The organism is Caulobacter flavus (assembly GCF_003722335.1).
In the GTDB taxonomy this organism is placed as follows: domain Bacteria; phylum Pseudomonadota; class Alphaproteobacteria; order Caulobacterales; family Caulobacteraceae; genus Caulobacter; species Caulobacter flavus.
In genome coordinates, this window is sequence record NZ_CP026100.1 from 2,526,528 (window position 1) to 2,549,083 (window position 22,556).

Consider the following 22,556-nt stretch of genomic DNA (forward strand, 5'->3'; position numbering starts at 1 on the left):
GCCAGTTGTCCACCGTTGCTGACCGCCTTGTCAGGCGGGCGTCAGCCTGACGACCCGATGGCGCCGCTACATCCGTCGCAACCTCTCCGGAACGACGGATTTCTCGATGATCTCGCTTGTGCGGACGGCTTTGGCGCGTCCCTACACCTTCGTCGTCATGGCCGCGATGATCCTCATCGTCGGCGTGCTGGCGATCCTGCGCACCCCGACCGACATCTTTCCGGAGATCCGCGTCCCCGTGGTCGCGGTGGCGTTCACCTATAACGGCCTGTCGCCCGAGGACATGTCGGGCCGCATCCTGACGCCCTACCAGCGGGCGCTGACCACGACGGTCAACGACATCGAGCATATCGAGGCCACCTCGCTGCAGGGCATCGGCGTAGTGAAGGTCTACTTCCAGCCCGGCGCCGACATCCGCCTGGCCAACGCCCAGATCACCGCCGTTTCCCAGACCCTGCTGCGCCAGATGCCGACGGGCACGACGCCGCCGCTGGTGCTGAACTACAACGCCTCGACCGTGCCGATCGTGCAGCTGGCCCTGGCCGGCCAGGGGATGAGCGAGCAGCAGCTGTTCGACTACGGCGTCAACTTCATCCGCACGCGCCTGGTCACCGTGCCCGGCGCGGCCGTGCCGTTCCCGTTCGGCGGCAAGACCCGCCAGATCCAGGTCGACATCGACCCGCAGGCCCTGCTGTCCAAGGGGCTGTCGGCCACCGACGTCGGCGCGGCGATCGCCGCCCAGACCCAGATCACCCCGGCCGGTTTCGTCAAGATCGGCGAGTTCCAGTACAGCCTGCGCCTGAACAACGCCCCCGGCTCGGTCGACGAGCTGAACGCCCTGCCGGTGCGCACGGTCAACGGCGCGACCATCCGCCTGGGCGACGTCGCCCACGTCCGCGACGGCTCGGCCCCGCAGCAGAACGTCGTCCACGTCGACGGCCAGCGCTCGGTGCTGATGACGGTGCTGAAGTCGGGCGCGACCTCGACCATCGCCATCGTCGACGGCATCAAGGGCGCGCTGCCCGAGCTGAAGGCCCAGCTGCCCGACAACCTGACCATCACCCCGCTGAACGACCAGTCGACCTTCGTGAAGGCGGCCGTCGAGGGCGTGGTCCACGAGGGCGCGCTGGCCGCGATCCTGACCTCGCTGATGATCCTGCTGTTCCTGGGCAGCTGGCGCTCGACGGTGATCATCGCCGTCTCGATCCCGCTGGCCGTGCTGGCGGCGGTGGCGGCCCTGGCGGCCTTCGGCCAGACCCTCAACGTCATGACCCTGGGGGGTCTCGCCCTGGCCGTCGGCATCCTGGTCGACGACGCCACGGTGACCATCGAGAACATCAACTGGCACCTGGAGCACGGCAAGGACGTCAAGACCGCGATCCTCGACGGCGCGGCCCAGATCGTCACGCCGGCCTTCGTCAGCTTGCTCTGCATCTGCATCGTCTTCGTGCCGATGTTCTTCCTGCCGGGCGTGTCGGGCTTCCTGTTCGTGCCGATGGCGATGTCGGTCGTCTTCGCGATGATCGCCTCGTTCCTGCTGTCGCGGACCCTGGTGCCGACCATGGCGGCCTTCCTGCTGAAGCCGCACGCCCCGCACGACCAGGAGGCCCCGTCCAAGAACCGCCTGGTGCGCTTCCAGCGCGGCTTCGAGCGGATGTTCGCCAAGGTGCGCGACGCCTATGCCGGCCTGCTGGGCTTTGCGCTGGGCGCGCGGGGCAAGTTCGTCGCCGGCTTCCTGGCCTTCGCGGTGCTGAGCCTGGCGCTGGTTCCGTTCCTGGGCCGCAACTTCTTCCCGGCCGTGGACTCCGGCTCGATCGCCATGCACGTCCGCGCGCCGACCGGCTACCGCGTCGAGGAGTCGGCGGCGCTGTTCGACCGCATCCAGCGCCAGGTGCGCACGATCATCCCCAACGCCGAGATCGAGACCATCGTCGACAACATCGGCCTGTCCACCAGCGGCATCAACGTCGCCTACAACGCCTCGGGCACCATCGGCGCCCAGGACGGCGACATCCTGATCAGCCTGAAGAAGGGCCACAAGCCGACCGACGGCTACGTCAAGGCGCTGCGCCGGGAACTGCCCAAGGCCTTCCCGACGGCCACCTTCTCGTTCCTGCCGGCCGACGTGACCAGCCAGATCCTCAACTTCGGCAGCCCCGCGCCGATCGACATCCAGGTGGCCGGCGGCGACGCGGCGACCAACCAGGCCTATGCCCAGAAGATCCTGCGGGCGATCCGCGGCGTCGAGGGCATCGCCGACGTGCGCATCCAGCAGCCCAGCGCCGCCCCGCAGCTGCGCTTCGACGCCGACCGCACCCGCATCCACGCCCTGGGCCTGGACGAGCGCGACGTCACCGCCAGCCTGGCCGGCGCCGTGGCCGGCAGCGCCCAGACCTCGCCGGTGTTCTGGCTGAACCCGCAGAACGGGGTGTCCTATCCGATCGTCGCCCAGACGCCGGAATATCTGATCGACAGCTTCGAGAAGCTGGGCGCCATCCCCGTCACCGGCAGCCGCGTGCCGAACGAGGCGCCGCAGGTGCTGAGCGGCCTCGGCGCGCTGAGCCGCGGCGCGACCTCGGCGGTCGTCTCGCAGTACAACATCCAGCCAATGGTCAACGTCTATGCGGCGACGCAGGGCCGCGACCTCGGCGGCGTGGCGGCCGACGTCCAGAAGATCCTCAAGGCCCTGGAGAAGGACAAGCCGGCCAAGGTGCGCGTCACCCTGCGCGGCCAGTACCAGACCATGAACACCGCCTTTTCCGGCATGGGCTGGGGCCTGTTGGGCGCGGTGGTGATGATCTATCTGCTGATCGTCATCAACTTCCAGTCCTGGCTGGACCCGTTCGTGATCATCTCGGCCCTGCCGGCGGCCCTTGCGGGCATCGCCTGGATGCTGTTCGCCACCGGCACGCCGCTGTCGGTGCCGGCCCTGACCGGCGCGATCATGTGCATGGGCGTGGCCACGGCCAACTCGATCCTGGTGGTCAGCTTCGCCCGCGAGCGGCTGGCCGCCACGGGCGACGCGATCCAGGCCGCCTTCGAGGCCGGGGTCACCCGCTTCCGCCCGGTGCTGATGACGGCCCTAGCCATGATCATCGGCATGGGTCCCATGGCGCTGGCCCTGGGCGAGGGCGCGGAGCAGAACGCCCCCCTGGGCCGCGCCGTGATCGGCGGCCTGATCTTCGCCACCTGCGCCTCGCTGCTGTTCGTCCCGACCATCTTCGCCATCGTCCACGGCCGCCGCCCGCGCGCCGAGGCTTCGTCCACCGAAGGACACGTCCATGCCTGACACCCTGCCCAAGACCGATCCGCGTCGGCTGCGCCGCCTGGCGCTGGTCGGCGCCGCGGGTTTCGCCCTGATCCTGGCGACCGGCGCGGCCGCCCGCTTCATGACCGGCAAGGACCTGGCGACCGCCAGCCAGGACGCCGGGGTTATCACCGTCAGCGTCGTGCGCCCCACGGCGGGCGAGGACGGGGCGTTGGTCCTGCCCGGCCGCCTGCAGGCCTGGAACCAGGCCCCGGTCTACGCCCGCACCGACGGCTACCTGCGCCGCTGGTACGTCGACATCGGCCAGCCGGTGAAGGCCGGCCAGGTGCTGGCCGAGATCGACGCCCCGGAAGTCGACCAGCAGCTGGTCGCCGCCCGCGCCGCGTTCGCCACCGCCTCGGCCCAGCGCGACCTGGCCGCGGTCGGCGCCGCACGCTGGAAGCGCCTGGTGGGCGAGAACGCCGTCTCGCAGCAGGAGGCCGACGAGAAGCAGGGCGACCTGGCCGCCCGCGAGGCCATGCGCAACGAGGCCGCCGCCAATGTGCGCCGGCTGGAGAGCCTGGCCGCCTTCAAGCGCATCGTCGCCCCGTTCGACGGCGTGGTGACCAGCCGCGACACCGACCTGGGCGCCCTGATCAGCGCCGGCGGCGGCGCGCCGTCGCCGCTGTTCACGGTGTCGGACACCCGTCGCCTGCGCCTCTATGTCAGCGTGCCCCAGAGCCTGGCCGGTTCGATACGCCCGGGCATGACCGCCAGCTTCTCCTCGCCCGACCTGCCGGGCCAGTCGTTCCAGGCGCGGCTCGTCCGCGCGGCCGACGCCGTCGACGCCCAGTCGGGCGCCATGCTGGTCCAGCTGGAGGTCGACAACGCCGCGGGCCAGCTCAAGCCCGGCGCCTACGCCCAGGTCAGCCTCGAGCTCGGCAAGGACGGCGCGGTCCAGGCCGCGCCGGCCACCTTGCGCGTGCCGGCCAACACCCTGCTGTTCCGCAAGGAGGGCACGGCGATCGCCGTGGTCGACAACGACGGCAAGGTCCATATCCGCAAGGTCACGATCGCCAAGGACAACGGCTCGGAACTGGAACTGGCCGGCGGTCTGGCGGCCAACGAATGGGTGGTCAGCAGCCCGCCCGACGCCATCGCCGACGGCGACACCGTGCGGGCGATCCAGCCCAAGCCCGCCCAGGCCAAGACGGCGCAAGCCAAGGGAGCGACCGGTGCGCGCGGCTAACGCCATCCTGCCCTTGGCCTTGCTGGGCCTGGCGGCCTGCGCCGCCGCCCCGGCCTATGCGCCGCCGGCCGTCTCGACGCCGGCGGCCTTCCGCGACGACGGGCCCTGGACCCCCGCCGTCGGCGACATCGCGCCGGCCGGCGACTGGTGGGCGGTGTTCGCCGATCCGACCCTGGAGGGCCTGGAGCAGCGCCTGTCCAGCGGCAACGCCAGCCTCGCCCAGGCCCTGGCGCGCTACGACCAGGCCCGCGCCCTGGCCCGCCAGGCGCGCGCGAACCTCTATCCCTCGGTTGGCGTCGACGCCAGCGCGGCCAGCCAGCGCACGACCTCGTCGGGCCGCACCGATCCGGTCGGCATCGGCGCCTCGGCGTCCTACGAGCTCGATCTGTGGGGACGTGTGCGCAGCCAGGTCGAGGCCGGCCGCGCCGACGCCCAAGCCGGCGCCGCCGACCTCGCCGCCGTGCGGCTGAGCCTGCAGGCTCAGCTGGCCGACGCCTATTTCCAGCTGCGCGGGGCCGACGCCCAGATCGCCGTGCTGTCGTCCACCGCCGACGCCTACCGCCAGGCGCTGGACCTGACCCGGCGCCGCCAGGCCGGCGGCGCGTCCAGCGCGGTCGACACCGGCCGGGCCGAGACCCAGCTGGCCACGGCCCTGGCCCAGCAGGAGCAGGCCCAGGCCGATCGCGCCCTGCTGGAGCACGCCCTGGCGGTGCTGGTCGGCGAGCCGGCCTCCAGTTTCTCGGTGGCGAGGATCGACGGCCTTTCGGACGCGCCGCGCACGCCGGTGACCACGCCCTCGCTGGTCCTGCAGCGCCGGCCCGACATCGCCGCGGCCGAGCGCCGGGTGGCCGCCGCCAACGCCCGCATCGGCGTGGCCCGAGCCGCCTGGTTCCCGACCGTGACCCTGGCCGCCAGCGGCGGCTGGCAGTCGACTGGCGGCGAGCTCCTGACCACGGCCAACCGCGTCTGGGCCCTGGGGCCGGCGGCGGCGGCCCTGCCGCTGCTGGACGGCGGCGCTCGCAAGGCCGAGGTCGCCCGCAGCCGCGCGGTGTTCGACGAGGCCGCCGCCGGCTATCGCCAGACCGTGCTCGACGCCTTCCGCGAGGTCGAGGACCAGATGGCCCTGGCCAACCGCCTGGCCGCCGCCCAGGCCCGCCAGGACGAGGCCGTGGACGCCGCCGCCCGCACCAGCGCCCTGGCCACGACCCGCTATCGCGAAGGCGCGGCCAGCTATCTCGACGTGGTCACCGCCCAGACCGCCGAGCTGGACGCCCGCCGCTCGGCCCTGGACCTTCGCACCCGGCGCCTGGCCGCCAGCGTGGATCTGATCCGCGCGCTGGGCGGCGGCTGGCGAGGCGGGGAGGCGGCTTAGGGCCTTACTTGGCCGGTTGCGGCTTGGCGTACCAGAGCGCGTTGACGATCACCCAGCGGTCTCCGAACAGGCCGAGGTTCAGATGGTCGACGAACCACGGCGTCTCCACCCGCGCCACCGCCACGTTGCCGGCGATGTCGAGCACGCGCACGCTGCGGTCCCACTGTTCGCGCGGGGTCTTCAGGGCGCCCTGCCGGGTCAGGCCCGCTAGCTCGTCGCGGTTCATGCGTCGCAGGCCGAGGGTCTCGTCGGGATCGGGCCGCGAGCGCACGGCGCGCTTGGCCAGGTCGGGGTGCAGCGAGCGGACGACCCGCGCGACATCGCCCTCCAGCTGACCGTCGACATAGTCGTAGGCGACCGCCTCGACCGCCTTCACCGCCGCCGGATCGAGCGCTTGCGTTGCGGCGGGCGCTGCAGGCGGCGCGGCGATGCTCGACGGCGGGGCCGATCCGTCGATGACGATGGCGGCGAGCAGGGCGGCGATCATGGCGTCTCCGAATTGCTGTTGGGTCGTGTCAATCGGCGAGGCGGGTCCAGACCAGGGCGGCGAGGTCCTTGGGCTTGAGGTCGATGTTCTCGCCCTGCGGCGTGCCGTGCTGGAAGCCTTCCAGGCAGGTGGGGAAGCCGTCCTCGAGCCACAGGATGAAGCCCATCAGCAGCGTCTTGCCGTCGACCGCGACCTCGGCGGTCGGACTGTCGAGCGTGCGCGTGGGCCAGTCGATGGGCGGCTGGTCCCGATCGACGTCGAAGCACGTGTAGAAGCCGTGCCCGGTGTTCTCGCGTTCGGGCTGCCGCATCGTCGCCAGAAGCGCGCGAAGCTGCCTGGCGATGTCTGGCCGTCCGTCGCAGATCGCGGCGAGCGCGGCCCTCTCAAGATCCGTGAAACCCGACATCCGCTCCCCCTGGGCGCGACCTTAGCGCCAAGGTCGCGGGCCGCCTATGGGGGTCGCGAGGGGGGCTCAGGCCCCGACCGGTTCGATCCTGCGCGCGGAGGGCTCGTGAGGCTCGCCCGTCGCGACCGCGCCGCCGGGCAGGACGAAGCCGATCAGCACCTCGCCCTTCTCGCAGCGGGCGAAGACCGTTCCGCCGTGCATGGTGACGATGGCCTTGACCACGGCCAGGCCCAGGCCGTGGACGTCGTGGCTGTGCTCGCGCGCCCGGTCGAGGCGGTAGAAGCGATCGAACAGGCGGGCCAGATGCGCCTCGGGGATCGGGCCGCCGCGATTGCGCACGCCCAGGCAGACCTTGCCGTCCTGCGGCTCGATGGTGACGCGCACGGTCTTGCAGTCCACCCCGTGGCGGATGGCGTTGTCGAGCAGGTTGGTCACCGCCCGGCCCAGCAGCGAGGCGTCGGCCGCCACCACGCCGTCGCCCGACACCTCCAGCGTCACGCCCGCGTCCTCGAACAGCACGTCGAGGAAGTCGGCGGTCTTGTGGGTCAGGCCGGCCAGCGACACGGTTTCGAGATTGGCCGCCAGCGCGCCCTGGTCGGCGCGGGCCATGAACAGCATGTCGTTGATGATGCAGCGCAGGCGGTCCAGCTCCTCGAGGTTGGAGTGCAGCACCTCCTCCAGCTCGTCAGCCTCGCGCGGGCGGGAGAGGGCGACCTGGGTCTGGCCGATCAGGTTGCCCAGGGGCGTGCGCAGTTCGTGGGCGACGTCGGCGTTGAACGAGGCCAGGCGCTCGTAGGCGTCCTGCAGCCGGTCGAGCGCGCCGTTGAAGGCCGCCATCAGGCCCTCCAGCTCGGCCGGCAGGCCCTTCGTCGGCATGCGCAGGCTCAGGTCGTCGGGGTTCAGCGCCCGGGCGCGCTGCGACAGCCGGTCGACCGGCGCCAGGCCCTTGCGGGCGACCCACCAGCCCAGCAGGCTGACCAGCGCGATCGTCACCAGCGAGACGGCCAGCACGCCTACGCCCAGCACCCTGCGCGAGGCGTCGAACGGCGCGGTGTCGGCGGCGATCACCAGCCTGACTTCCGGCCGCTCCAGATAGGGCGGCACGCGACGGGTCAGCGTCATGTAGCGCTTGCCGTCGAAATGGATCAGGTCGATGCCGTCGCGCGCCCGGGCCAGGGCGTCGTCGGGCGCGAAGCGGAAGCGGGCGTCGGGGCAGTCGACCCGGTAGCGGATGCTGCCGTTGGCGGGGGTGAACGACTCCAGCTTGTCGCCCAGCATCGGCCAGCGCTTGGGATCGCCGGCATGGCGGATCATCGCGTCGATGATCTCCATGCGGGCGTTCAGCTCCTCGGCCTGGTGGCGGCGCAGTTCCAGGCTCTGGAAGCCGAAGATCGCCACCCCGGCCAGGACCGAGACCAGGGTCGTTGCGATCGCGAACATCAGGGCCAGGCGCCCGGCTATCGATTTGGGGCCGATGGACCTGAGCGCGAGGGAGGCGGGGGTCATTCGACGCCTCCGTCGGGACGGTGTTCCAGCACGTAGCCCATGCCGCGCACGGTATGCAGCAGCTTGGTCTCGAACATGCCGTCGATCTTGGCCCGCAGGCGCTTGATCGCCACCTCGACCACGTTGGTGTTGGTGTCGAAATTGATGTCCCAGACCAACTCGGTGATGATGGTCTTGGAGACGATCTGCGACTGCCGGCGGCCCAGCACGGCCAGCAGGGCGAACTCCTTGGCCGTCAGGTTCAGCCGGCGGCCGGCGCGCGTGGCGCGGCGGGCCAGCAGGTCCAGGTGCAGGTCGCCGACGGTGATGGTGGTCGCCTCGCCGCGGCCGCGCCGGGTGATGGCCTGCAGCCGGGCCAGCAGCTCCAGGAACGAGAACGGCTTGACCAGGTAGTCGTCGGCCCCGGCCCCCAGGCCGCGCAGGCGGTCGTCGACGCTGTCGCGGGCGGTCAGCATGATCACCGGCGTCTGGCGGGTCTGGCGCAGGCGCTCCAGCACGGCCACGCCGTCGAGGCCCGGCAGCATGCCGTCCAGCACGATGGCGTCGTAGTCGAGGGTCTGGGCCAGGTGCAGGCCGTCCTCGCCGTCGCCGACAAAGTCGACGGAATAGCCCTGCTCCGTCAGCCCCTTGCGCAGATAGGCGACGGTCTTGGGTTCGTCCTCGACGATCAGGATCTTCATGGTGGCGGCGGCCCGGCGGCGCGGTGTTCGTGCGACGGAGGCCAAGCGCCTCCACGAACAGCTTTGATACAGCGTCCCCGCGCCGACCGCCACGGCTGGGGCGGGAAGGGGGCTCGGTAGCGGCCGGGCGAGGACTGCGGCCTTGGTGCCATTGCGCGCTGGTCGCCAGGCTGACGCCAGCATGACATTTTCGACCGGAAGGCTATGGCGGCGTCGATGTGCGCCATCGTCAATTGCGAAGCTCATCGATTCATGTCCAGGTTGCGCCCGATTTCGACGCGAGCGGCGCGTTCGGGGGCAGGGGCGAGCGATGGCGATCTGGACGATCGAGGTGGTCAACGAGACCGGAGCGGCCAAGGACTTCTTCGTCTACAGCGAGCCGCCGAAGGTGCGGTTCTCGGGTCAGGCGGTCGCGGTCCATCCCTGCGCCTGGATCACCTATCCGGGGATCCAGCCAGATGATCGCCGCCGCTCGACCTTCAGCGAGAGCATCGCCATCTACGTGGACTTCAGCGCCAGGCCCGCGCCCGGCGTGGTGCTGACGGAAAACGCCAACGTGCCGGTCGACGCCCGGGCGCGCGACCGCGTCGACCTGCTCGACAACCCCGCCCTTTTCGGGCCGGTGGAACATGACCGGTCGGACTACGGCACGGTCTCGCTGCACACGCCCGATCCGCTGTCCAACGGTTCGTTTCCGCCGCCCGCGACGATCGGGCTGGGCAAGTTCGGAGACAGCGACGTGCCGACCCCGATCGCTGGTTTCCCGCCCCAGCCCGGCGGCGTGTTCGTGATCGAGCCGTCGCACCGCTTCCACTTGGCGCAGGGACGTCCGCTGCGCGGCGAGGCGCTGGCGCTGCATCCGCCGTCGCTGGTCGCCATCGACTTCGACCAGGACAAGCTGACGGCGACGATCGTGGCCAAGGCTGACGGGACCTTCGCCGTCACCTACGAACCGGTCTGATCGGGCGGAGGCGAGCATGGCGGTCTGGACGATCGAGATCGTGAACGCCGGCGGCAAGGTCCGCAGCTATGCGCTGCTGCCTGCGCCGCCGGACGTCACCCTGGACGGCGCGTCGGTGGCGGTATGGCCCGCCGTCTGCGCGCCCTTCGACTATGTCGAGCCGAACGCGCCCCGCGCCGCCACCTTCAGCGAGGCCGTGCAGGCCCTGTTCGCCTTTCCGGCCAAGGTGGAGGTCGAGCGCGTGATCAAGGCGGCGTTCACGGCGCCGGTGAACCCGCTGGCCCGCGACCTCGTCACGATCACCCACATGGACCACGAGGGGCCCAGCCGGGGCTTCGCCGAGAAGCTCACCGCCGGCGCCGCCGAGCCCGGTCACTTCGCCATCGACACCAAGGCCGACTTTCCGGAAGGCGACGGGGTCGTGCTGGGCTTGACCAAGCAGATCGACAGCAACGAACCCGTGCCCGCGGCGGTGTTCGACGCCCGGCCGCACGTCACCTATCAGATCCGGCCGCGTCCGGTGTTTCACCTGATCGAGGGGCGCTTCGTGCGCGGCAAGGTGCTGGACCTGTCGACCAGGCCCGGCGCGATCATCGACTTCACGGGCCGCGAACGCGCCAAGGCCACCGTCGTCCAGGCGGCCGACGGCGGCTTCTCGGTGACTTACGAAGCGATCTAGCGGCGCGTCAGTCGATGCAGATCGCGCCGGTCGCCTTGCCGTTGACGACCTTGGCGTAACAGCCGAACTGCACGTTCGAGCGCTTGCACTGGCCGGTCACCGGCGCGTCGTTGGGCTCGAGGTTGCCCTCGACGATGCAGCCGCCCTGGCACTGGGCGGTGTCGGTGCAGGCCTTGCCGGCGTCGGCATAGGGCACGACGCAGGTGGGCAGGCCCCGCCGGCCGACGGTCTCGATCCGGCCGCCGCGGGCGGCGCAGGTCTCGGCGGTGTCGCCGCCCGAGGCGGCCTGCGCGGGTCCGGGCGGCGGGGCCGTCGGGGCGCAGGCGGCCAGGGTCAGCAGGGCGGCGGCGATCAGCGGCAGACGCATCTTCAGCACTCTTTCGATACTCTCGCCGAGACCGGCGATCAGCCCATGAACGCCGGCAGCCAGGCTTCGTTCGCCTCGCGCAGCTTGGCCAGCGGGATCGAGAACAGGCCCGTGGAGGCGAAGGCCTCGCCGCCGGCCACGCCCGCGATGTTGGCGTGCACGCCGGCGTCCTTGGCCGCTTCCAGCAGAGCGTCCGGATCGGGCGTCGCCACCAGGTAGCGGGCCTGGTCCTCGCCGAACAGGTAAGGGTGGGCGTGGGCGTGGCTGGTGGCGTTCAGGGTGACGCCGACCTTGCTGGCCAGGGCGATGTCGGCCGCGGCGACCAGCAGGCCGCCGTCCGACAGGTCGTGCACGCCGGCCACCAGGCCCGTGCCGGCCAGGCCGCGCACGAAGTCGCCGTTCTTGCGCTCGACGGCCAGGTCGACCGGCGGCGGGGCGCCGTCCTCGCGGCCCAGGATCTCGCGCAGATAGATCGACGCGCCCAGCTCGCCGTGCGTCTCGCCGATCAGCACCAGGGTGTCGCCCTCGGCCACGGCGCCGAAGCCCGTGCGCAGGTCGAAATCGGCCAGCAGGCCGACGGCGCCGACGGTCGGGGTCGGCGGAATGGCGACGCCGTTGGTCTCGTTGTAGAGGCTGACATTGCCCGACACGACCGGGAAGTCGAGCGCGCGGCAGGCCTCGGCCATGCCGTCGGTGGCGCGCACGATCTGGCCCATGGTCTCGGGCTTTTCGGGGCTGCCGAAGTTGAGGTTGTCGGTGATGGCGATCGGCACGGAGCCGGCGGCGGTCAGGTTGCGCCAGGCCTCGGCGACGGCTTGCTTGCCGCCCTCGTACGGATCGGCCTGGACGTAGCGCGGGGTGCAGTCGCTGGTGACCGCGACGGCCTTGCCCGTGCCGTGGATGCGCACGATGCCGGCGTCGCAGCCGGTGGCGCTGTCTTCCAGCGTGTCGGCCATAACGTGGCGGTCGTACTGCTCCCACAGCCAGCGCTTGGAGGCCATGTCCGGGCAGCCGAGCACCTTGAGCACGGCCTCGTCCCAGTTCTCGGGCGCCGGCACCTTGGCCGGGTCGAGGCGGTCATCGACCTTGGGCTCCGTCCACGGCCGATCATAGAGCGGGGCGTCGTCGAACAGCGGGGCCAGCGGCACGTCACAGACGACCTCGCCGTGGTGGTTGAGCACCAGGCGGCCGGTGTCGGTGGTGTAGCCGATGACGGCGGCGTCCAGGCCCCACTTCTCGAAGATGGCGTGGCCGTCCTGCTCGCGGCCGGGCTTGAGGACCGCCAGCATGCGCTCCTGGCTTTCCGACAGCATCATCTCGTAGGCCGACATGCCGGTCTCGCGCTGCGGAACCATGTCCATGTTCAGCTCGATGCCGACGCCGCCCTTGCCGGCCATCTCGACCGACGACGAGGTCAGACCCGCCGCGCCCATGTCCTGGATGGCGGCGACCGCGCCGGTGGCCATCAGTTCGAGGGTGGCCTCGATCAGCAGCTTCTCGGCGAAGGGGTCGCCGACCTGCACGGTCGGGCGCTTCTCCTCGGAGTCCTCCGAGAACTCGGCCGACGACATGGTCGCGCCGTGGATGCCGTCGCGGCCGGTCTTGGAGCCGAAGTAGACGACCGCCAGGCCCGGGCCCGGAGCGGCGGAGTAGAAGATGCTGTCGGCCTTGGCCAGGCCCACGCACATGGCGTTGACCAGGATGTTGCCGTTGTAGCCCTTGTGGAAGTTGGTCTCGCCGGCGACCGTGGGCACGCCCACGCAGTTGCCGTAGCCGGCGATGCCGGCCACCACGCCGTCGACCAGGCGCTTGGTCTTGGGATGGCCCGGCTCGCCGAAGCGCAGGGCGTTCAGGAGGGCGATGGGACGCGCGCCCATCGTGAAGACGTCGCGCATGATGCCGCCCACGCCCGTCGCCGCGCCCTGATAGGGCTCGATGTAGGACGGGTGGTTGTGGCTCTCCATCTTGAAGATGATCGCGTCGCCGTCGTCGATGTCGATGACGCCGGCGTTCTCGCCCGGACCGCAGATCACGCGCGGACCGCTGATCGGGAACTTCTTCAGCTGGTTCTTGGACGACTTGTACGAGCAGTGCTCGGACCACATCACCGAAAACACGCCCAGCTCGACGAGGTTGGGCTCGCGGCCCAGCCGGTCGAGAACGACCGCGTATTCCTCGGGCTTCAGGCCGAACTCGGCGGCCGTATCGGCCATCGACTTGGCGGGGGACTTGGCGGGGGCGTTGGTCGGTGCGCTCATGGGCGCGCCTTCTAGCGCGGCTGGGGGGATTCCGCTAGATTTCCAGCCGGAGGCTTAGCGCGAAATGGGCATACTAATTCTCGCGGAAGAAACTGAACGCCTTGCGCATGAGATCGCCGAGGCGACCGGTGAGAGCATCAACGAGGTCTATCATCAGGCTTTGATGGAGCGGAAAGTCCGTCTATCCGGCTCCGACCTTACCCCTGAAGAGCGAGAGGCCAGGAAACTGGCTTTCTTTGCACGGCTCGATGTTCGCCCTCGAACCCAAGATCCCCGATCCTTGAAGGAGATCGAGGACGAGGAACTGTACGGCGAGTACGGTCAACCTATCGGATGATCATCGATACTTCGGCCTTCATCGCCATCACATTGGACGAGCCGGAGCGCGAGGCTTTCTACAGCCTGATCCGTGATAGCTGGGTGAAGAAGATGTCGGTCGCCTCCTATCTCGAATGCGCCGAAGTTTATTTTCGCAAGTTCGATGTCGCCAATGGGCTGGCGTTGCTGGACACAGATATCGCCGAACTTGGCATAACGATCGTTGCGGTCACGGCGCAGCAAGGCTTTATCGCCGCCCAAGCCCGGCGCGCCTACGGCAAAGGGCGTCACCGTGCAAATCTCAACTACGGTGACTGTTTCAGCTACGCCCTTGCGAAGGTCATGGAAGAGCCGCTGCTCTACAAAGGCGACGACTTCGCTCATACCGACATTCGTTCGGTCTCCTGACGTATTCCGCGAAAAGATCTGCGAAAACATGAGCTAAGCTGGAATTAAGGCAGCTGCGCAAAAGGAACGCGGCGAGTCCCGGGTCCGTTCTTCCTCCTGTGCGCAGCCAGCGCGCGGAACGAAGAGGAGTAAAGCCCATGGGCGAGCAAACCCGCAATCCGCAGCAACAGCAGCAGAACCCGCAGCGACAGGCTCCGGGCCAGCAGCAGCAGCAGCGCCAGAACGAACAGGGCCGCAACCCGGGCGGCCAGGAGAATCAGCCGGAGCGCGATCGCGACCGCTGATCAGCGAGCGTTAGCAGCGCTCTATCGGAGGAAGGGCCGGCGTCGCTCCGTCGGCCCTTTTTCGTGGGCGGTCGGTTACGCGCTCTGGAAGACGCTGCGGAACAGGATCGCGCCGTCTTCCGAGCCGAGATCGGCGTCGAACGAGCGGTCGGGGTGGGGCATCAGGCCCAGGACGTTGCCGCCGGCGTTGACGATGCCGGCGATGTCGCGGGCCGAGCCGTTGGGGTTGTCCTTGTAGCGGAACACCACCTGGCCTTCGCCCTCGATGCGGTTCAGCGTCTCTTCGTCGGCGAAGAAGTTGCCCTCGCCGTTGCCCACGGTCATCACCGCGTCGCGCTGCTCGCCGAAGGCGGCGGTGAAGCGGGTCTGGCTGTTGACGATGTCGAGCTCGACCGGCTTGCAGATGTACTTCAGCTTGGCGTTGCGCAGCAGGGCGCCGGGCAGCAGGCCCACTTCGGTCAGAACCTGGAAGCCGTTGCAGATGCCGACCACGGCCACGCCCTTGTTGGCGGCCGAGACGACCTCCTTCATCACGGGGCTCTGGGCCGCCATCGCGCCGCAGCGCAGATAGTCGCCGTAGGAGAAGCCGCCGGGCAGGACGATCAGGTCCAGGTCGTCCGGCAGGGCCGTCTCCTGGTGCCAGACCATCTCGACGCGAGCGCCGGTGGAGCGTTCGACGGCGACCTTGCAGTCACGATCGCAGTTGGAACCCGGGAAGACGACGACGGCGGCTTTCATGGCGCGGGCCTGTAGCACCGTTCGAACCGAATGTCAGGCGCCGCCGTCCCCGAAACTCGCGATCAGTTCACGCACATTCGTCCAGCACCGGCTGCGCGCCGGGATCGCCGGGGGCGCCGGCGGGGGCGGGGAAAGGCTGGCGGAAGGTGAAGGCGGCGGGCGTGGGTCCGTTCGCCGCCAGCAGGGCGATCTTCTCCATCGCCTCCTCGACGGTTGGCCGATGGCCGGCCGGAACCCACCACAGGGCCATGTGCGGGCCTTGCGCCGGTTCGAACCATTCGCGCCGCCGCCGCATGATCTCCACGTGGGCCGAGCGGTAGACATAGGCCCCCAGCGACGGGATGTCGGTCCAGGTCGACAGGTTGGGGATCAGAAGCGGGTCGCCGTCGATCGAAAGGTCGGTGGCGTTGTTCCCGTCGCCCTTCAGCCGCCATACGAAACCCGGCGAGCCCTCGGCCAGCAGGTTGATGCGGTCGAGGTTGTCGGCGAAGTCCCTGATCGACGGATGGTCGATCGGCGCCTTCAGGCGGCCGATATTGACCTGGGCCAGCTCGAATGCCGCCATGACGTCCTCCCGGTTGTGCTTGTCCTTCGGAAGTAGGCGCCGGGCGGCCGTCGCGAAAGGGGCCTAGCCGCGGATCAGGCGTTCCAGCACGCCGAACACCTCCGCCTCGTCCCAGAGCCGGTGGGCATGGCTCAGTACGACGCGGCCGTCGGCGCCGAGCACGGCCAGGTCTATGCGGTGCTGGTTGACGGTCGCCGGCCCGAAGCCGACGCCCAGTTCGAAATGGGCCTGCAGCGGGTCCAGGGGGCCGGTCGTGCGCAGCAGCCGGCAGCGGTCGCCGAACGGAAAGTCGCGGTCGCGACCGTAGGCTTCCAACTGGCGCGGCGTGTCGTAGGCCGGATCGTAGGTGAAGGCGGCCACGACGGCCTGCCCGGCCAGGCCCGCCCCCTTCAGTCGCGCGCTCACCGCCGCCAGCCGCGAGATGGTTAGCGAGCATTTCTGCGGGTTCATGCAACGCGTGTAGAAGAAGGCGATCGCCGCTGGCGTCCCGCCGAAGAGGTCGGCGAACCGCATGACCGCGCCCGACTGGTCCTGGATCTCCAGGTCGTCGATCGCGCCGGGGGCGGCGACGGGCCTCGCGGGCGCGGCTTCGGACCGTCCGCCGCAGCAGCTTTTCGGCGCGGCGGCTTCGGCCGTGGCGATGGCCTGGGCCAGGGCCGCCGTCACCGTCGCCGACCAGCCGCCTTCGGCGCGCAGCACCCGCAGTCGCGAGACCGCCGGCGCGCCGTGCCGGGCCATGGCCAGCACCACCTCGGCCACGGCGCTGACGGGGGCGGCGGGATCCAGCCAGGCCAGACTGTCGCTCGATCGGATGCGCAGGGCGGCGGCCGCCAGCAGGTCGAGCGCCTCGGCCGGAGGAGGCTCGGCGCCGGCAAGCGCCCGGGCGGCCCCGGCCACCACCTGCGGATTCAGTCCGGTCTCCAGCTCGGCCAGCACCTGGGGCAGGGCGGCCGGCGGCAATCCCGCCCGGGCGAACCCCGCCAGCACCCGGCCGCGCAGGCGCTCGGCCTCGGCCGTTCCCCGGCCGCGATAGAGCGGCGCGTCCTCGGCCAGCAGCCGGATCAGGGCCGTCGCGGCGTCAGGATCAGCCAAGGCCTGGTCGACGGCCGCCTCGGCTTCGTCGAGCGACGCGGCCGGCCGCGCGGCGTCGATCGACAGTCCGGGCGCCATCTCAGGCGTCCGATCCCGGCTTGATGCGCGACAGCAGGGAGGAGAAGGCGTTCGAGGCCAGCTTCTCGCCGATCGCCCTGGCCGAGGCGCGCACCGCCGGATTGCTCAGCAACTGCTCGGCGATCGGGCTGCGCGCCAGCCCGTTCAGCGCCGTGGCGCGGATGTCGTCGAAGTCGTGGTCGTCGACGGCGATCTGCTGGGCCACCTTCTGGAAAAGGTTCTCGTTCAGCTTCTGCAGGCCCACGGCGCTGATCTGGCGCACCTCCTTGAACTCGTCCTTGTCGCGCATGAAGCGCGCGAAGATGTCGGCCGCGTTCGGATCGGCCGTGAGGGTGCGCAGCGCCGCCACGCGGGCTTCCAGGTCCTTGTCGCGTTCCAGCACCAGGCGCGCCAGCGGCGTCACGGCGCTGTGCTCGTCCAGACTGAGGAACTCCAGGGCGCTGGCCGCCGACACCAGGGCCTTGCGCGGGTCCTTCAGGCCGTCGGCCAGGACCTTCTGCGCGACCTCGTCCTTGGCCGCGCTCAGCCATTCCAGCGCCGTGCGGCGCAGCGCGGGGGCGTCGTCGGTGATCAGCTTGCGCAGCGCGGACTCGTATTCGGCGCGATGGCGATCGAACGCCTCGCCCAGGAAGGTGGCGGCGTGCACCTGTTCGAGGGCCGCCTGGCGGTCGTCCTGCAGCGCCTTGGGGTCGGTGGCCACGGCGAGCAGGGTGGGAATGTCCGCCTCGGTCTCCAGCGGCGCCGCGGCGGCGCGCAGTCCGTCGGTGAACGCGGCTTCGGAGGCGAGCTCGGCCTCGTACTGTCGGCGATAGTCGCTGGCCTTCATCGGTCTGACTCCCTCGTCACGCGGCTTCGAACGGGACGTCGTCATAGGCGAAGCCCTGGTCGCGGCCGGAGCGGACGCCCAGGTAGTCGAGCATGGCGCCCACGGTGGGCTTGGGGCCAGGCAGGCTGGTGACGGGGGAATCCCTCAGCGGTCCGCCGGGCGCCGTCGGCGGGCGGCCCCCGCCCGTGACGCCGTTCCAGGGCCACATGGTGTCGGGCAGCCGGTGGCCGAGCGATCCGCCCGCCTGGAAGGCGTCCGGATCGGCGGTGTCGAAGCGCCGGTTGGCCCACTGCCACTTGGCCCACAGCCGGTCGACATTGCCGTGCAGCAGGAAGAACAGCGGGTCCTTGGCGGCGGTGGGGATCGAACTGATGAAGCCCGAGAAGCTGACGTGCGCCGGTCCGTGCGGGGCGCTTTCCATGCTGCGCAGCTGGCCGAAGGTGGGGCCCAGGTCCAGGGTCTCGCGCTCGGTCAGCACGTAGGCCCGGCCGGCCCGGCGCGTCGGCGGCGCGCCGCTGACGTCGAAGTTGGGCCGGCGCATCACGCCGGTGAAGCTGTCGGTCGACCAGTGCTCCAGCGGATGGCCGGGCGGAAACCGCACCAGGTCGCCGGCGGTGGGCGAGGCCGCGGGCATGCTCAGGAAGTGCGGGTCGAAGATGTTCGGGGCCGGCTTGTCGAACCGCCAGTAGGGCAGGGCGACGCTGGGGTCGACGGCCTGCAGCTCGCGCTCCAGGTCCAGCAGGTACGAGCGGTGCCAGGGCATGAAGCCGGGCCCGCCGTGGGCCTCGCGGCTGGAAAGGTTGGTGTGCATGTCGCGGAACGCCCGAAACGGGCCCGCCCCCGCGTCGTTCAGCCGGGCCAGGGCCACCAGGAAGCGGTCGCGCTCGGCCTCGGTCAGGGTCTGGGCGTCCTTGCGGATCCGCACCATCAGCGGCAGCGTCCCGACGACGGCGCCGCCGACGACGGCCTTGATCCCGGCGTCGCCATAGCTCTTGCTGGGCTCGCCGAACTCGCCGGCGACCCAGAAGGCGACCGGGGTCCCGTCGCGGGGCAGGCGCAGTTTCAGGTTCGACGCGCCGTCGTGGCGGCGCCGGGTGTCGAACACCACCTTGCCGCCGCCCGCCGTGCCGCCGTTGTCGAGCAGGACGTCCACGTCGCCGCCCGCGCCGCCGTCGATCACCCGCGCGGTCGCCTTGACGGGCGCCCAGGTCAGGAACACCCGGCCGTCGGGCAGTTCGCCCTCGACGTCGATCTCCACACGCATCACGCCGCTCCCCCGTGTCGCGAGCGCCTGGCGCCGCTAGAAATCCATCCGTGCGCCAGCAGGCCCAGGCCGTGGCCGGCGACCATGGCCGCGAGCATCGCCGCGACCGTCGCCGCCAGGCTTTCGCCGCCCCAGGCGGGCAGGGCCCCCAGGCCGGCCATGGCCAGCAGCATGGCGCCGAACGCCAGGCCCGAAGCCAGCAGCACCCGGTTGCGCGCCGGCGTCGGGGCCCGCCAAAGCCTCAACCGCGCCAGTCCCGCGCCGCACCCCGCCATCGCCCCGGCGATCATGCCCAGGTGACCCAACTCGCAGACCGTCCAGAAGGCCGGGCCATAACCGCCCGAGGTGGTGCAGAGGCTGGAAAGCAGGGCGCCCGCGCCATTGGCCCAGTCGGCCGCCAGCCCCACTGCCAGGCCCAGCCCGCAGCCGATCAGTTGAGGCAGGGTGGCCCTCAGCGGCGCGGCCGCGCAGGACTCCAGGCGGACGAGGTCTCGGCACATCGGCGCACGGCTTTAGGGTGTCGATTGCGAATGCAACCTATGAAGCAGCTCACGCTCGAGCTTGGCCGTCAATAACGCGTAACGACGTTCTTCTATGTGCGCGAAAGCACAACCGTCGGTCGATGCGGAAGATCGCTCAGACCACCGTCAGGCGCGGCGGCGCCTCGCGCCAGGCGGCGAGCAGGCCGTCGCAGCGCTCGATCTCGGCGTCGCGCACCCAGTCGCGGAAGCGCCAGTAGGTCGGCGCCAGGCGTTCGGGCGTGACGGCGATTGGGGTCATGCCCTTGGCGTCGTAGAATTCCAGCGCCAGGCCGGCCTCGAAGTCGACGATCCCGACCGCCAGGTTGATCAGGCCCCGCTTCTGGAAGCCGCCGACCGCGGCCAGCAGGAAGGGGGCCAGGGCGTCGGGCGTGGCGGGGACCTCGGCGTAGGCGAGGTTCCACCACCAGTCGGGCGCGTCTTCCGGATCGGGGCGAAGGCGCCAGGCCGGCTGGCGGGGCAGGTCGAAGCCCAGGTGCGACAGGCGCTTGAACGGCGGCTTCTCGCCGGTGCTCCAGCCCAGCTCCAGGGTCACCCGCTCGGAACGGCCGAACATGGCGGCGACGACCGTCCGGGCGGTGTCGAGCTCGCGCAGCAGGCGCGCCGACGACGTGAAGGGATGAGGAAGACGATCGGGGGCCGTGGCGTCGGGGATCAGCTCGATCCGCGTCCAGGCCGGCCCCCGGAAGTCGTGCAGGCGCTCGACGCCGAAGACGTCGAGCATCCGCTGGCGGGTGGGATGGAGAGCGCTCGATCCCACGGCCCGCCTCAGGCGATGTCGATGCGGTAGCTTTCGATGACCGTGTTGGCCAGCAGCTTGTCGCACATGGCCTTGACCTCGGCCGTGGCGGCCTCGGCGTCCGTGGCGTCGAGGTCGAACTCGATGACGCGGCCGACGCGGGCGTCCTTCACCGACGGCCAGCCCAGGCCGTGCAGGGCGTTCTCGACGGCCTTGCCCTGGACGTCGAGCACGCCGGGCTTCAGGAACACGTGGACGGTGGCTTTCAACGCAAAATCTCCCCAGCGACGCATCGAGCATCGCGACGGCTCCCGGCGGGGAGCCGTCCTGACTGACCTTAGTGCACGCCGCCTTGGATGACGGTGGGCATTTCCTTCATGATGCCGAGGCGGCGGGCCACTTCGGTGTAGCTCTCGATGACGTTGCCCAGGTCGCGGCGGAAGCGGTCCTTGTCCAGCTTCTCGTTGGTCGCCGAGTCCCACAGGCGGCAGCTGTCGGGGCTGATCTCGTCGGCCAGGATGATGCGCGAGAAGTCGCCTTCGTAGACGCGGCCGAACTCGATCTTGAAGTCCACCAGCGTGATGCCGACGCCGCCGAACAGGCCCGACAGGTAGTCGTTCACGCGCAGGGCCATGGCCATCATGTCGTCGATCTCCTGGGTGGCGGCCCAGTTGAACGCGGTGATGTGCTCCTCGGAGACCATCGGATCGCCGAGCTTGTCGTCCTTGTAGTAGAACTCGATGATCGAACGCGGCAGCGGCTGACCCTCGGTCAGGCCCAGGCGGGTGGCGATCGAGCCGGCGGCGATGTTGCGCACCACGACCTCGAGCGGAACGATCTCGACTTCCTTGATCAGCTGCTCGCGCAGGTTCAGGCGGCGGATGAAGTGGTTCTGGACGCCGATCGCGTTCAGGCGAGTCATGATGTACTCGCTGATGCGGTTGTTGATCACGCCCTTGCCTTCCAGGACGGCCTTCTTCTGCGCGTTGAACGCGGTGGCGTCGTCCTTGAAGTACTGGATCAGGGTGCCGGGCTCGGGGCCCTCGTACAGGATCTTGGCCTTGCCTTCGTAGATCTTCTTGCGACGGGTCATGGCTCTCGTCGAGGCCCTTCCTGCGAATAAGCGCGCCGTCCTTGCCCGGAAGACTCCCGGAGAAAACGAAAAGCGCGCGCGGCGGATAGCTGCGCGCGGCGTTCGACTCAAGGCCGCTCACTGAAAAATGTCCGGCGGAACCTACCCGAACGCGGCCTTTTCCGCAAACGCGGGCTGCCATCGTGGTAAACCTTCGCCCTGCGGCGTCGCGGGCGATTGCCCCCCGCCGCTGGGCGGGATATGGAGCCGCCACAAGAACACTTCGTCTCGCGGACACGCTATGTTCGCGTGGGACGAAACCGGACTACTCTCTTACACTGGAGCGCCGTACTACCGCCCTGGGTTGCACCCTTAGGCGGCGGGCGCTTCGGAAAACTTGGGGCTTTCATGACGACCTTCGACGACCGCGAGCAGGCTTTCGAACGCAAGTTCGCGAACGACCAGGAGCTGGAGTTCAAGGCCACCGCGCGCCGCAACCGCCTGCTGGGCGAATGGGCCGCCGGCCTGATGGGCCTGGCCACGGTCGAGGAATACGCCCGCGCCGTCGTGAAGTCGGACTTCGAGCAACCCGGCGACGAGGACGTGTTCCGCAAGGTCTTCGAAGACCTGAAGGGCTCGGGCGTCGCGGTGTCGGAAGGCGAGGTCCGCATGAAGATGGCCGAGCTGCTGGCCTTCGCCCGCGAGCAGCTGCGCGCCGGCGAATAAGCCGCTCCGCCGAGAGGCGACCACGAAGAGGCCCGGCCCGGTTCGCACCTGCCGGGCCTTTTCTTTTGCGCCATCGCGCATCTGTGAACTTATGCACCTTCAGGTTGTCGAAAAACTGTAATCGTCCTCAGGCTTTATAGGGCGGCGAATTCGCCCTCGAGGCGCATCGTCGACAACGGGGCGGCGATCACGCGACCGCTCCGAAAACCGGAGGACGCAATCATGGCTGACGACGTCGGCAACCTGCATTCCCAATCGGCCGAGATCGGCCCGGTCGGCCTGTACCTGGTCAAGGTCGTGGTCGGCGACGTCGGCACGCCCGGCGCTCCGATCGTCAATCTGGCCCTGACCGTCGACGCGCCCTCGGGCAACGTCAGCGGCATCGCCGAGATCACCCAGGCCGTGCAGGGCGGCAATCACCGCTTCCCGGTCTCGGGTCACATCTACCACACGGGCCTGGGCCAGGATCAGCTGCTGGTCGCGCTGCAAGGCCAGTTCGTCTACAGCGTGCCGCCGCCGGCCATCGGCTCGTTCCTGGCCCAGTTCCGCGCCGGCCTGGCGGTCGACAAGACCTGGAACGGCCACGGCGGCTTCGACTACCTCAACACCCACGTCGACAACGTGCCGGTGAAGCGGGTCTGAGCCTTTCGGCCCAGTTGAAAGAGGCCCGGCCGGCGCTCGCCGGTCGGGCCTTT

The 22,556-nt window shown here is 70.1% G+C and carries 25 protein-coding genes; 10 read left to right on the forward strand and 15 right to left on the reverse strand.

Going from position 1 to position 22,556, the window contains the following annotated elements:
• Positions 1-106 precede the first annotated feature (106 nt).
• Genes C1707_RS11655 through C1707_RS11665 form a run of 3 tightly spaced genes read left to right on the forward strand, consistent with a single transcriptional unit; the run spans position 107 to position 5,868 of the window.
• Complete coding sequence (locus C1707_RS11655) at positions 107-3,289, forward strand: efflux RND transporter permease subunit (protein WP_101712505.1); 3,183 nt, start codon at positions 107-109, stop codon at positions 3,287-3,289.
• A complete protein-coding gene (locus C1707_RS11660; protein WP_101712506.1) occupies positions 3,282-4,496 on the forward strand; it encodes an efflux RND transporter periplasmic adaptor subunit in 1,215 nt (404 codons plus the stop codon). Before C1707_RS11655 ends, C1707_RS11660 begins: the two co-directional genes overlap by 8 nt.
• On the forward strand, positions 4,483-5,868 hold the full coding sequence (locus C1707_RS11665) for an efflux transporter outer membrane subunit (protein ID WP_101712507.1): 1,386 nt from the start codon (positions 4,483-4,485) through the stop codon (positions 5,866-5,868). The genes C1707_RS11660 and C1707_RS11665 overlap by 14 nt, the downstream gene beginning before the upstream one ends.
• Positions 5,869-5,872: 4 nt before the next feature.
• Here C1707_RS11665 and C1707_RS11670 read toward each other — a convergent pair whose 3' ends face one another.
• The 4 genes from C1707_RS11670 to C1707_RS11685 all read right to left on the reverse strand — a co-directional run bounded on the left by C1707_RS11670 (position 5,873) and on the right by C1707_RS11685 (position 8,947).
• Entirely contained in the window at positions 5,873-6,355 is a 483-nt protein-coding gene (locus C1707_RS11670; protein WP_101712508.1) for a nuclear transport factor 2 family protein, read from the reverse strand.
• A gap of 28 nt (positions 6,356-6,383) precedes the next feature.
• The gene (locus C1707_RS11675) at positions 6,384-6,761 is read right to left on the reverse strand and encodes a hypothetical protein (RefSeq protein ID WP_101712509.1); all 378 of its coding nucleotides are present in this window, start codon (positions 6,759-6,761) and stop codon (positions 6,384-6,386) included.
• Positions 6,762-6,827: 66 nt separating this feature from the next.
• Complete coding sequence (locus C1707_RS11680; RefSeq protein WP_240633917.1) at positions 6,828-8,201, reverse strand: heavy metal sensor histidine kinase; 1,374 nt, start codon at positions 8,199-8,201, stop codon at positions 6,828-6,830.
• Positions 8,202-8,263: 62 nt separating this feature from the next.
• Positions 8,264-8,947: a heavy metal response regulator transcription factor gene (locus C1707_RS11685; RefSeq protein WP_101712510.1), complete on the reverse strand. Its 684-nt coding sequence runs from the start codon at positions 8,945-8,947 to the stop codon at positions 8,264-8,266.
• 310 nt (positions 8,948-9,257) lie between these two features.
• Between C1707_RS11685 and C1707_RS11690 the strand changes: the two genes are divergently transcribed.
• Entirely contained in the window at positions 9,258-9,908 is a 651-nt protein-coding gene (locus C1707_RS11690; RefSeq protein ID WP_101712511.1) for a hypothetical protein, read from the forward strand.
• A 16-nt stretch (positions 9,909-9,924) separates the two neighbouring features.
• Positions 9,925-10,587: a hypothetical protein gene (locus C1707_RS11695; protein ID WP_101712512.1), complete on the forward strand. Its 663-nt coding sequence runs from the start codon at positions 9,925-9,927 to the stop codon at positions 10,585-10,587.
• Positions 10,588-10,594: 7 nt separating this feature from the next.
• On the opposite strand, the gene C1707_RS11700 is transcribed toward C1707_RS11695, so the two are convergent.
• Entirely contained in the window at positions 10,595-10,954 is a 360-nt protein-coding gene (locus C1707_RS11700; RefSeq protein ID WP_101712666.1) for a hypothetical protein, read from the reverse strand.
• 38 nt (positions 10,955-10,992) lie between these two features.
• Positions 10,993-13,212 carry a phosphoribosylformylglycinamidine synthase subunit PurL gene (gene purL / locus C1707_RS11705; protein ID WP_101712513.1) on the reverse strand — a complete coding sequence of 740 codons (2,220 nt, stop codon included), beginning with the start codon at positions 13,210-13,212 and terminating at the stop codon, positions 10,993-10,995.
• Positions 13,213-13,276: 64 nt separating this feature from the next.
• On the opposite strand from purL, the gene C1707_RS11710 reads away from it, so the two are divergent.
• The 3 genes from C1707_RS11710 (at position 13,277) to C1707_RS26130 (ending at position 14,222) form a co-directional block, all read left to right on the forward strand.
• Positions 13,277-13,549 carry a type II toxin-antitoxin system VapB family antitoxin gene (locus tag C1707_RS11710; RefSeq protein WP_101712514.1) on the forward strand — a complete coding sequence of 91 codons (273 nt, stop codon included), beginning with the start codon at positions 13,277-13,279 and terminating at the stop codon, positions 13,547-13,549.
• Positions 13,546-13,938 carry a type II toxin-antitoxin system VapC family toxin gene (locus C1707_RS11715; RefSeq protein WP_101712515.1) on the forward strand — a complete coding sequence of 131 codons (393 nt, stop codon included), beginning with the start codon at positions 13,546-13,548 and terminating at the stop codon, positions 13,936-13,938. The genes C1707_RS11710 and C1707_RS11715 overlap by 4 nt, the downstream gene beginning before the upstream one ends.
• Positions 13,939-14,075: 137 nt before the next feature.
• Positions 14,076-14,222: a hypothetical protein gene (locus C1707_RS26130; RefSeq protein ID WP_164467334.1), complete on the forward strand. Its 147-nt coding sequence runs from the start codon at positions 14,076-14,078 to the stop codon at positions 14,220-14,222.
• A 75-nt stretch (positions 14,223-14,297) separates the two neighbouring features.
• Here the strand turns inward: C1707_RS26130 and purQ are convergent, their stop codons facing one another.
• The 9 genes from purQ to purC all read right to left on the reverse strand — a co-directional run bounded on the left by purQ (position 14,298) and on the right by purC (position 21,156).
• Complete coding sequence (purQ, locus tag C1707_RS11720) at positions 14,298-14,960, reverse strand: phosphoribosylformylglycinamidine synthase subunit PurQ (protein WP_101712516.1); 663 nt, start codon at positions 14,958-14,960, stop codon at positions 14,298-14,300.
• 67 nt (positions 14,961-15,027) lie between these two features.
• On the reverse strand, positions 15,028-15,525 hold the full coding sequence (locus tag C1707_RS11725) for a DUF3291 domain-containing protein (protein WP_101712517.1): 498 nt from the start codon (positions 15,523-15,525) through the stop codon (positions 15,028-15,030).
• Between the two features lie 63 nt (positions 15,526-15,588).
• Positions 15,589-16,695, reverse strand: a complete 1,107-nt coding sequence (locus tag C1707_RS11730) for an SCO family protein (protein ID WP_101712518.1) — start codon at positions 16,693-16,695, stop codon at positions 15,589-15,591.
• Position 16,696: 1 nt separating this feature from the next.
• Positions 16,697-17,521: a HEAT repeat domain-containing protein gene (locus C1707_RS11735; protein ID WP_101712519.1), complete on the reverse strand. Its 825-nt coding sequence runs from the start codon at positions 17,519-17,521 to the stop codon at positions 16,697-16,699.
• A gap of 16 nt (positions 17,522-17,537) precedes the next feature.
• Positions 17,538-18,785, reverse strand: coding sequence for a tyrosinase family protein (locus C1707_RS11740; protein WP_205686837.1), 1,248 nt, complete (start codon positions 18,783-18,785; stop codon positions 17,538-17,540).
• Entirely contained in the window at positions 18,785-19,285 is a 501-nt protein-coding gene (locus C1707_RS11745) for a hypothetical protein (protein ID WP_101712520.1), read from the reverse strand. The genes C1707_RS11740 and C1707_RS11745 overlap by 1 nt, the downstream gene beginning before the upstream one ends.
• A 136-nt stretch (positions 19,286-19,421) precedes the next feature.
• The gene (locus C1707_RS11750; RefSeq protein WP_145998348.1) at positions 19,422-20,084 is read right to left on the reverse strand and encodes a DUF3885 domain-containing protein; all 663 of its coding nucleotides are present in this window, start codon (positions 20,082-20,084) and stop codon (positions 19,422-19,424) included.
• An 8-nt stretch (positions 20,085-20,092) separates the two neighbouring features.
• A complete protein-coding gene (gene purS / locus C1707_RS11755; RefSeq protein ID WP_101712522.1) occupies positions 20,093-20,332 on the reverse strand; it encodes a phosphoribosylformylglycinamidine synthase subunit PurS in 240 nt (79 codons plus the stop codon).
• Positions 20,333-20,400: 68 nt separating this feature from the next.
• Positions 20,401-21,156, reverse strand: coding sequence for a phosphoribosylaminoimidazolesuccinocarboxamide synthase (gene purC, locus C1707_RS11760; RefSeq protein ID WP_101712523.1), 756 nt, complete (start codon positions 21,154-21,156; stop codon positions 20,401-20,403).
• A gap of 387 nt (positions 21,157-21,543) precedes the next feature.
• Here purC and C1707_RS11765 point away from each other — a divergent pair, with 387 nt between their 5' ends.
• The gene (locus tag C1707_RS11765; RefSeq protein WP_101712524.1) at positions 21,544-21,861 is read left to right on the forward strand and encodes a DUF1476 domain-containing protein; all 318 of its coding nucleotides are present in this window, start codon (positions 21,544-21,546) and stop codon (positions 21,859-21,861) included.
• A gap of 222 nt (positions 21,862-22,083) precedes the next feature.
• Positions 22,084-22,503, forward strand: a complete 420-nt coding sequence (locus tag C1707_RS11770; RefSeq protein WP_101712525.1) for a DUF1842 domain-containing protein — start codon at positions 22,084-22,086, stop codon at positions 22,501-22,503.
• Positions 22,504-22,556 lie beyond the last annotated feature (53 nt).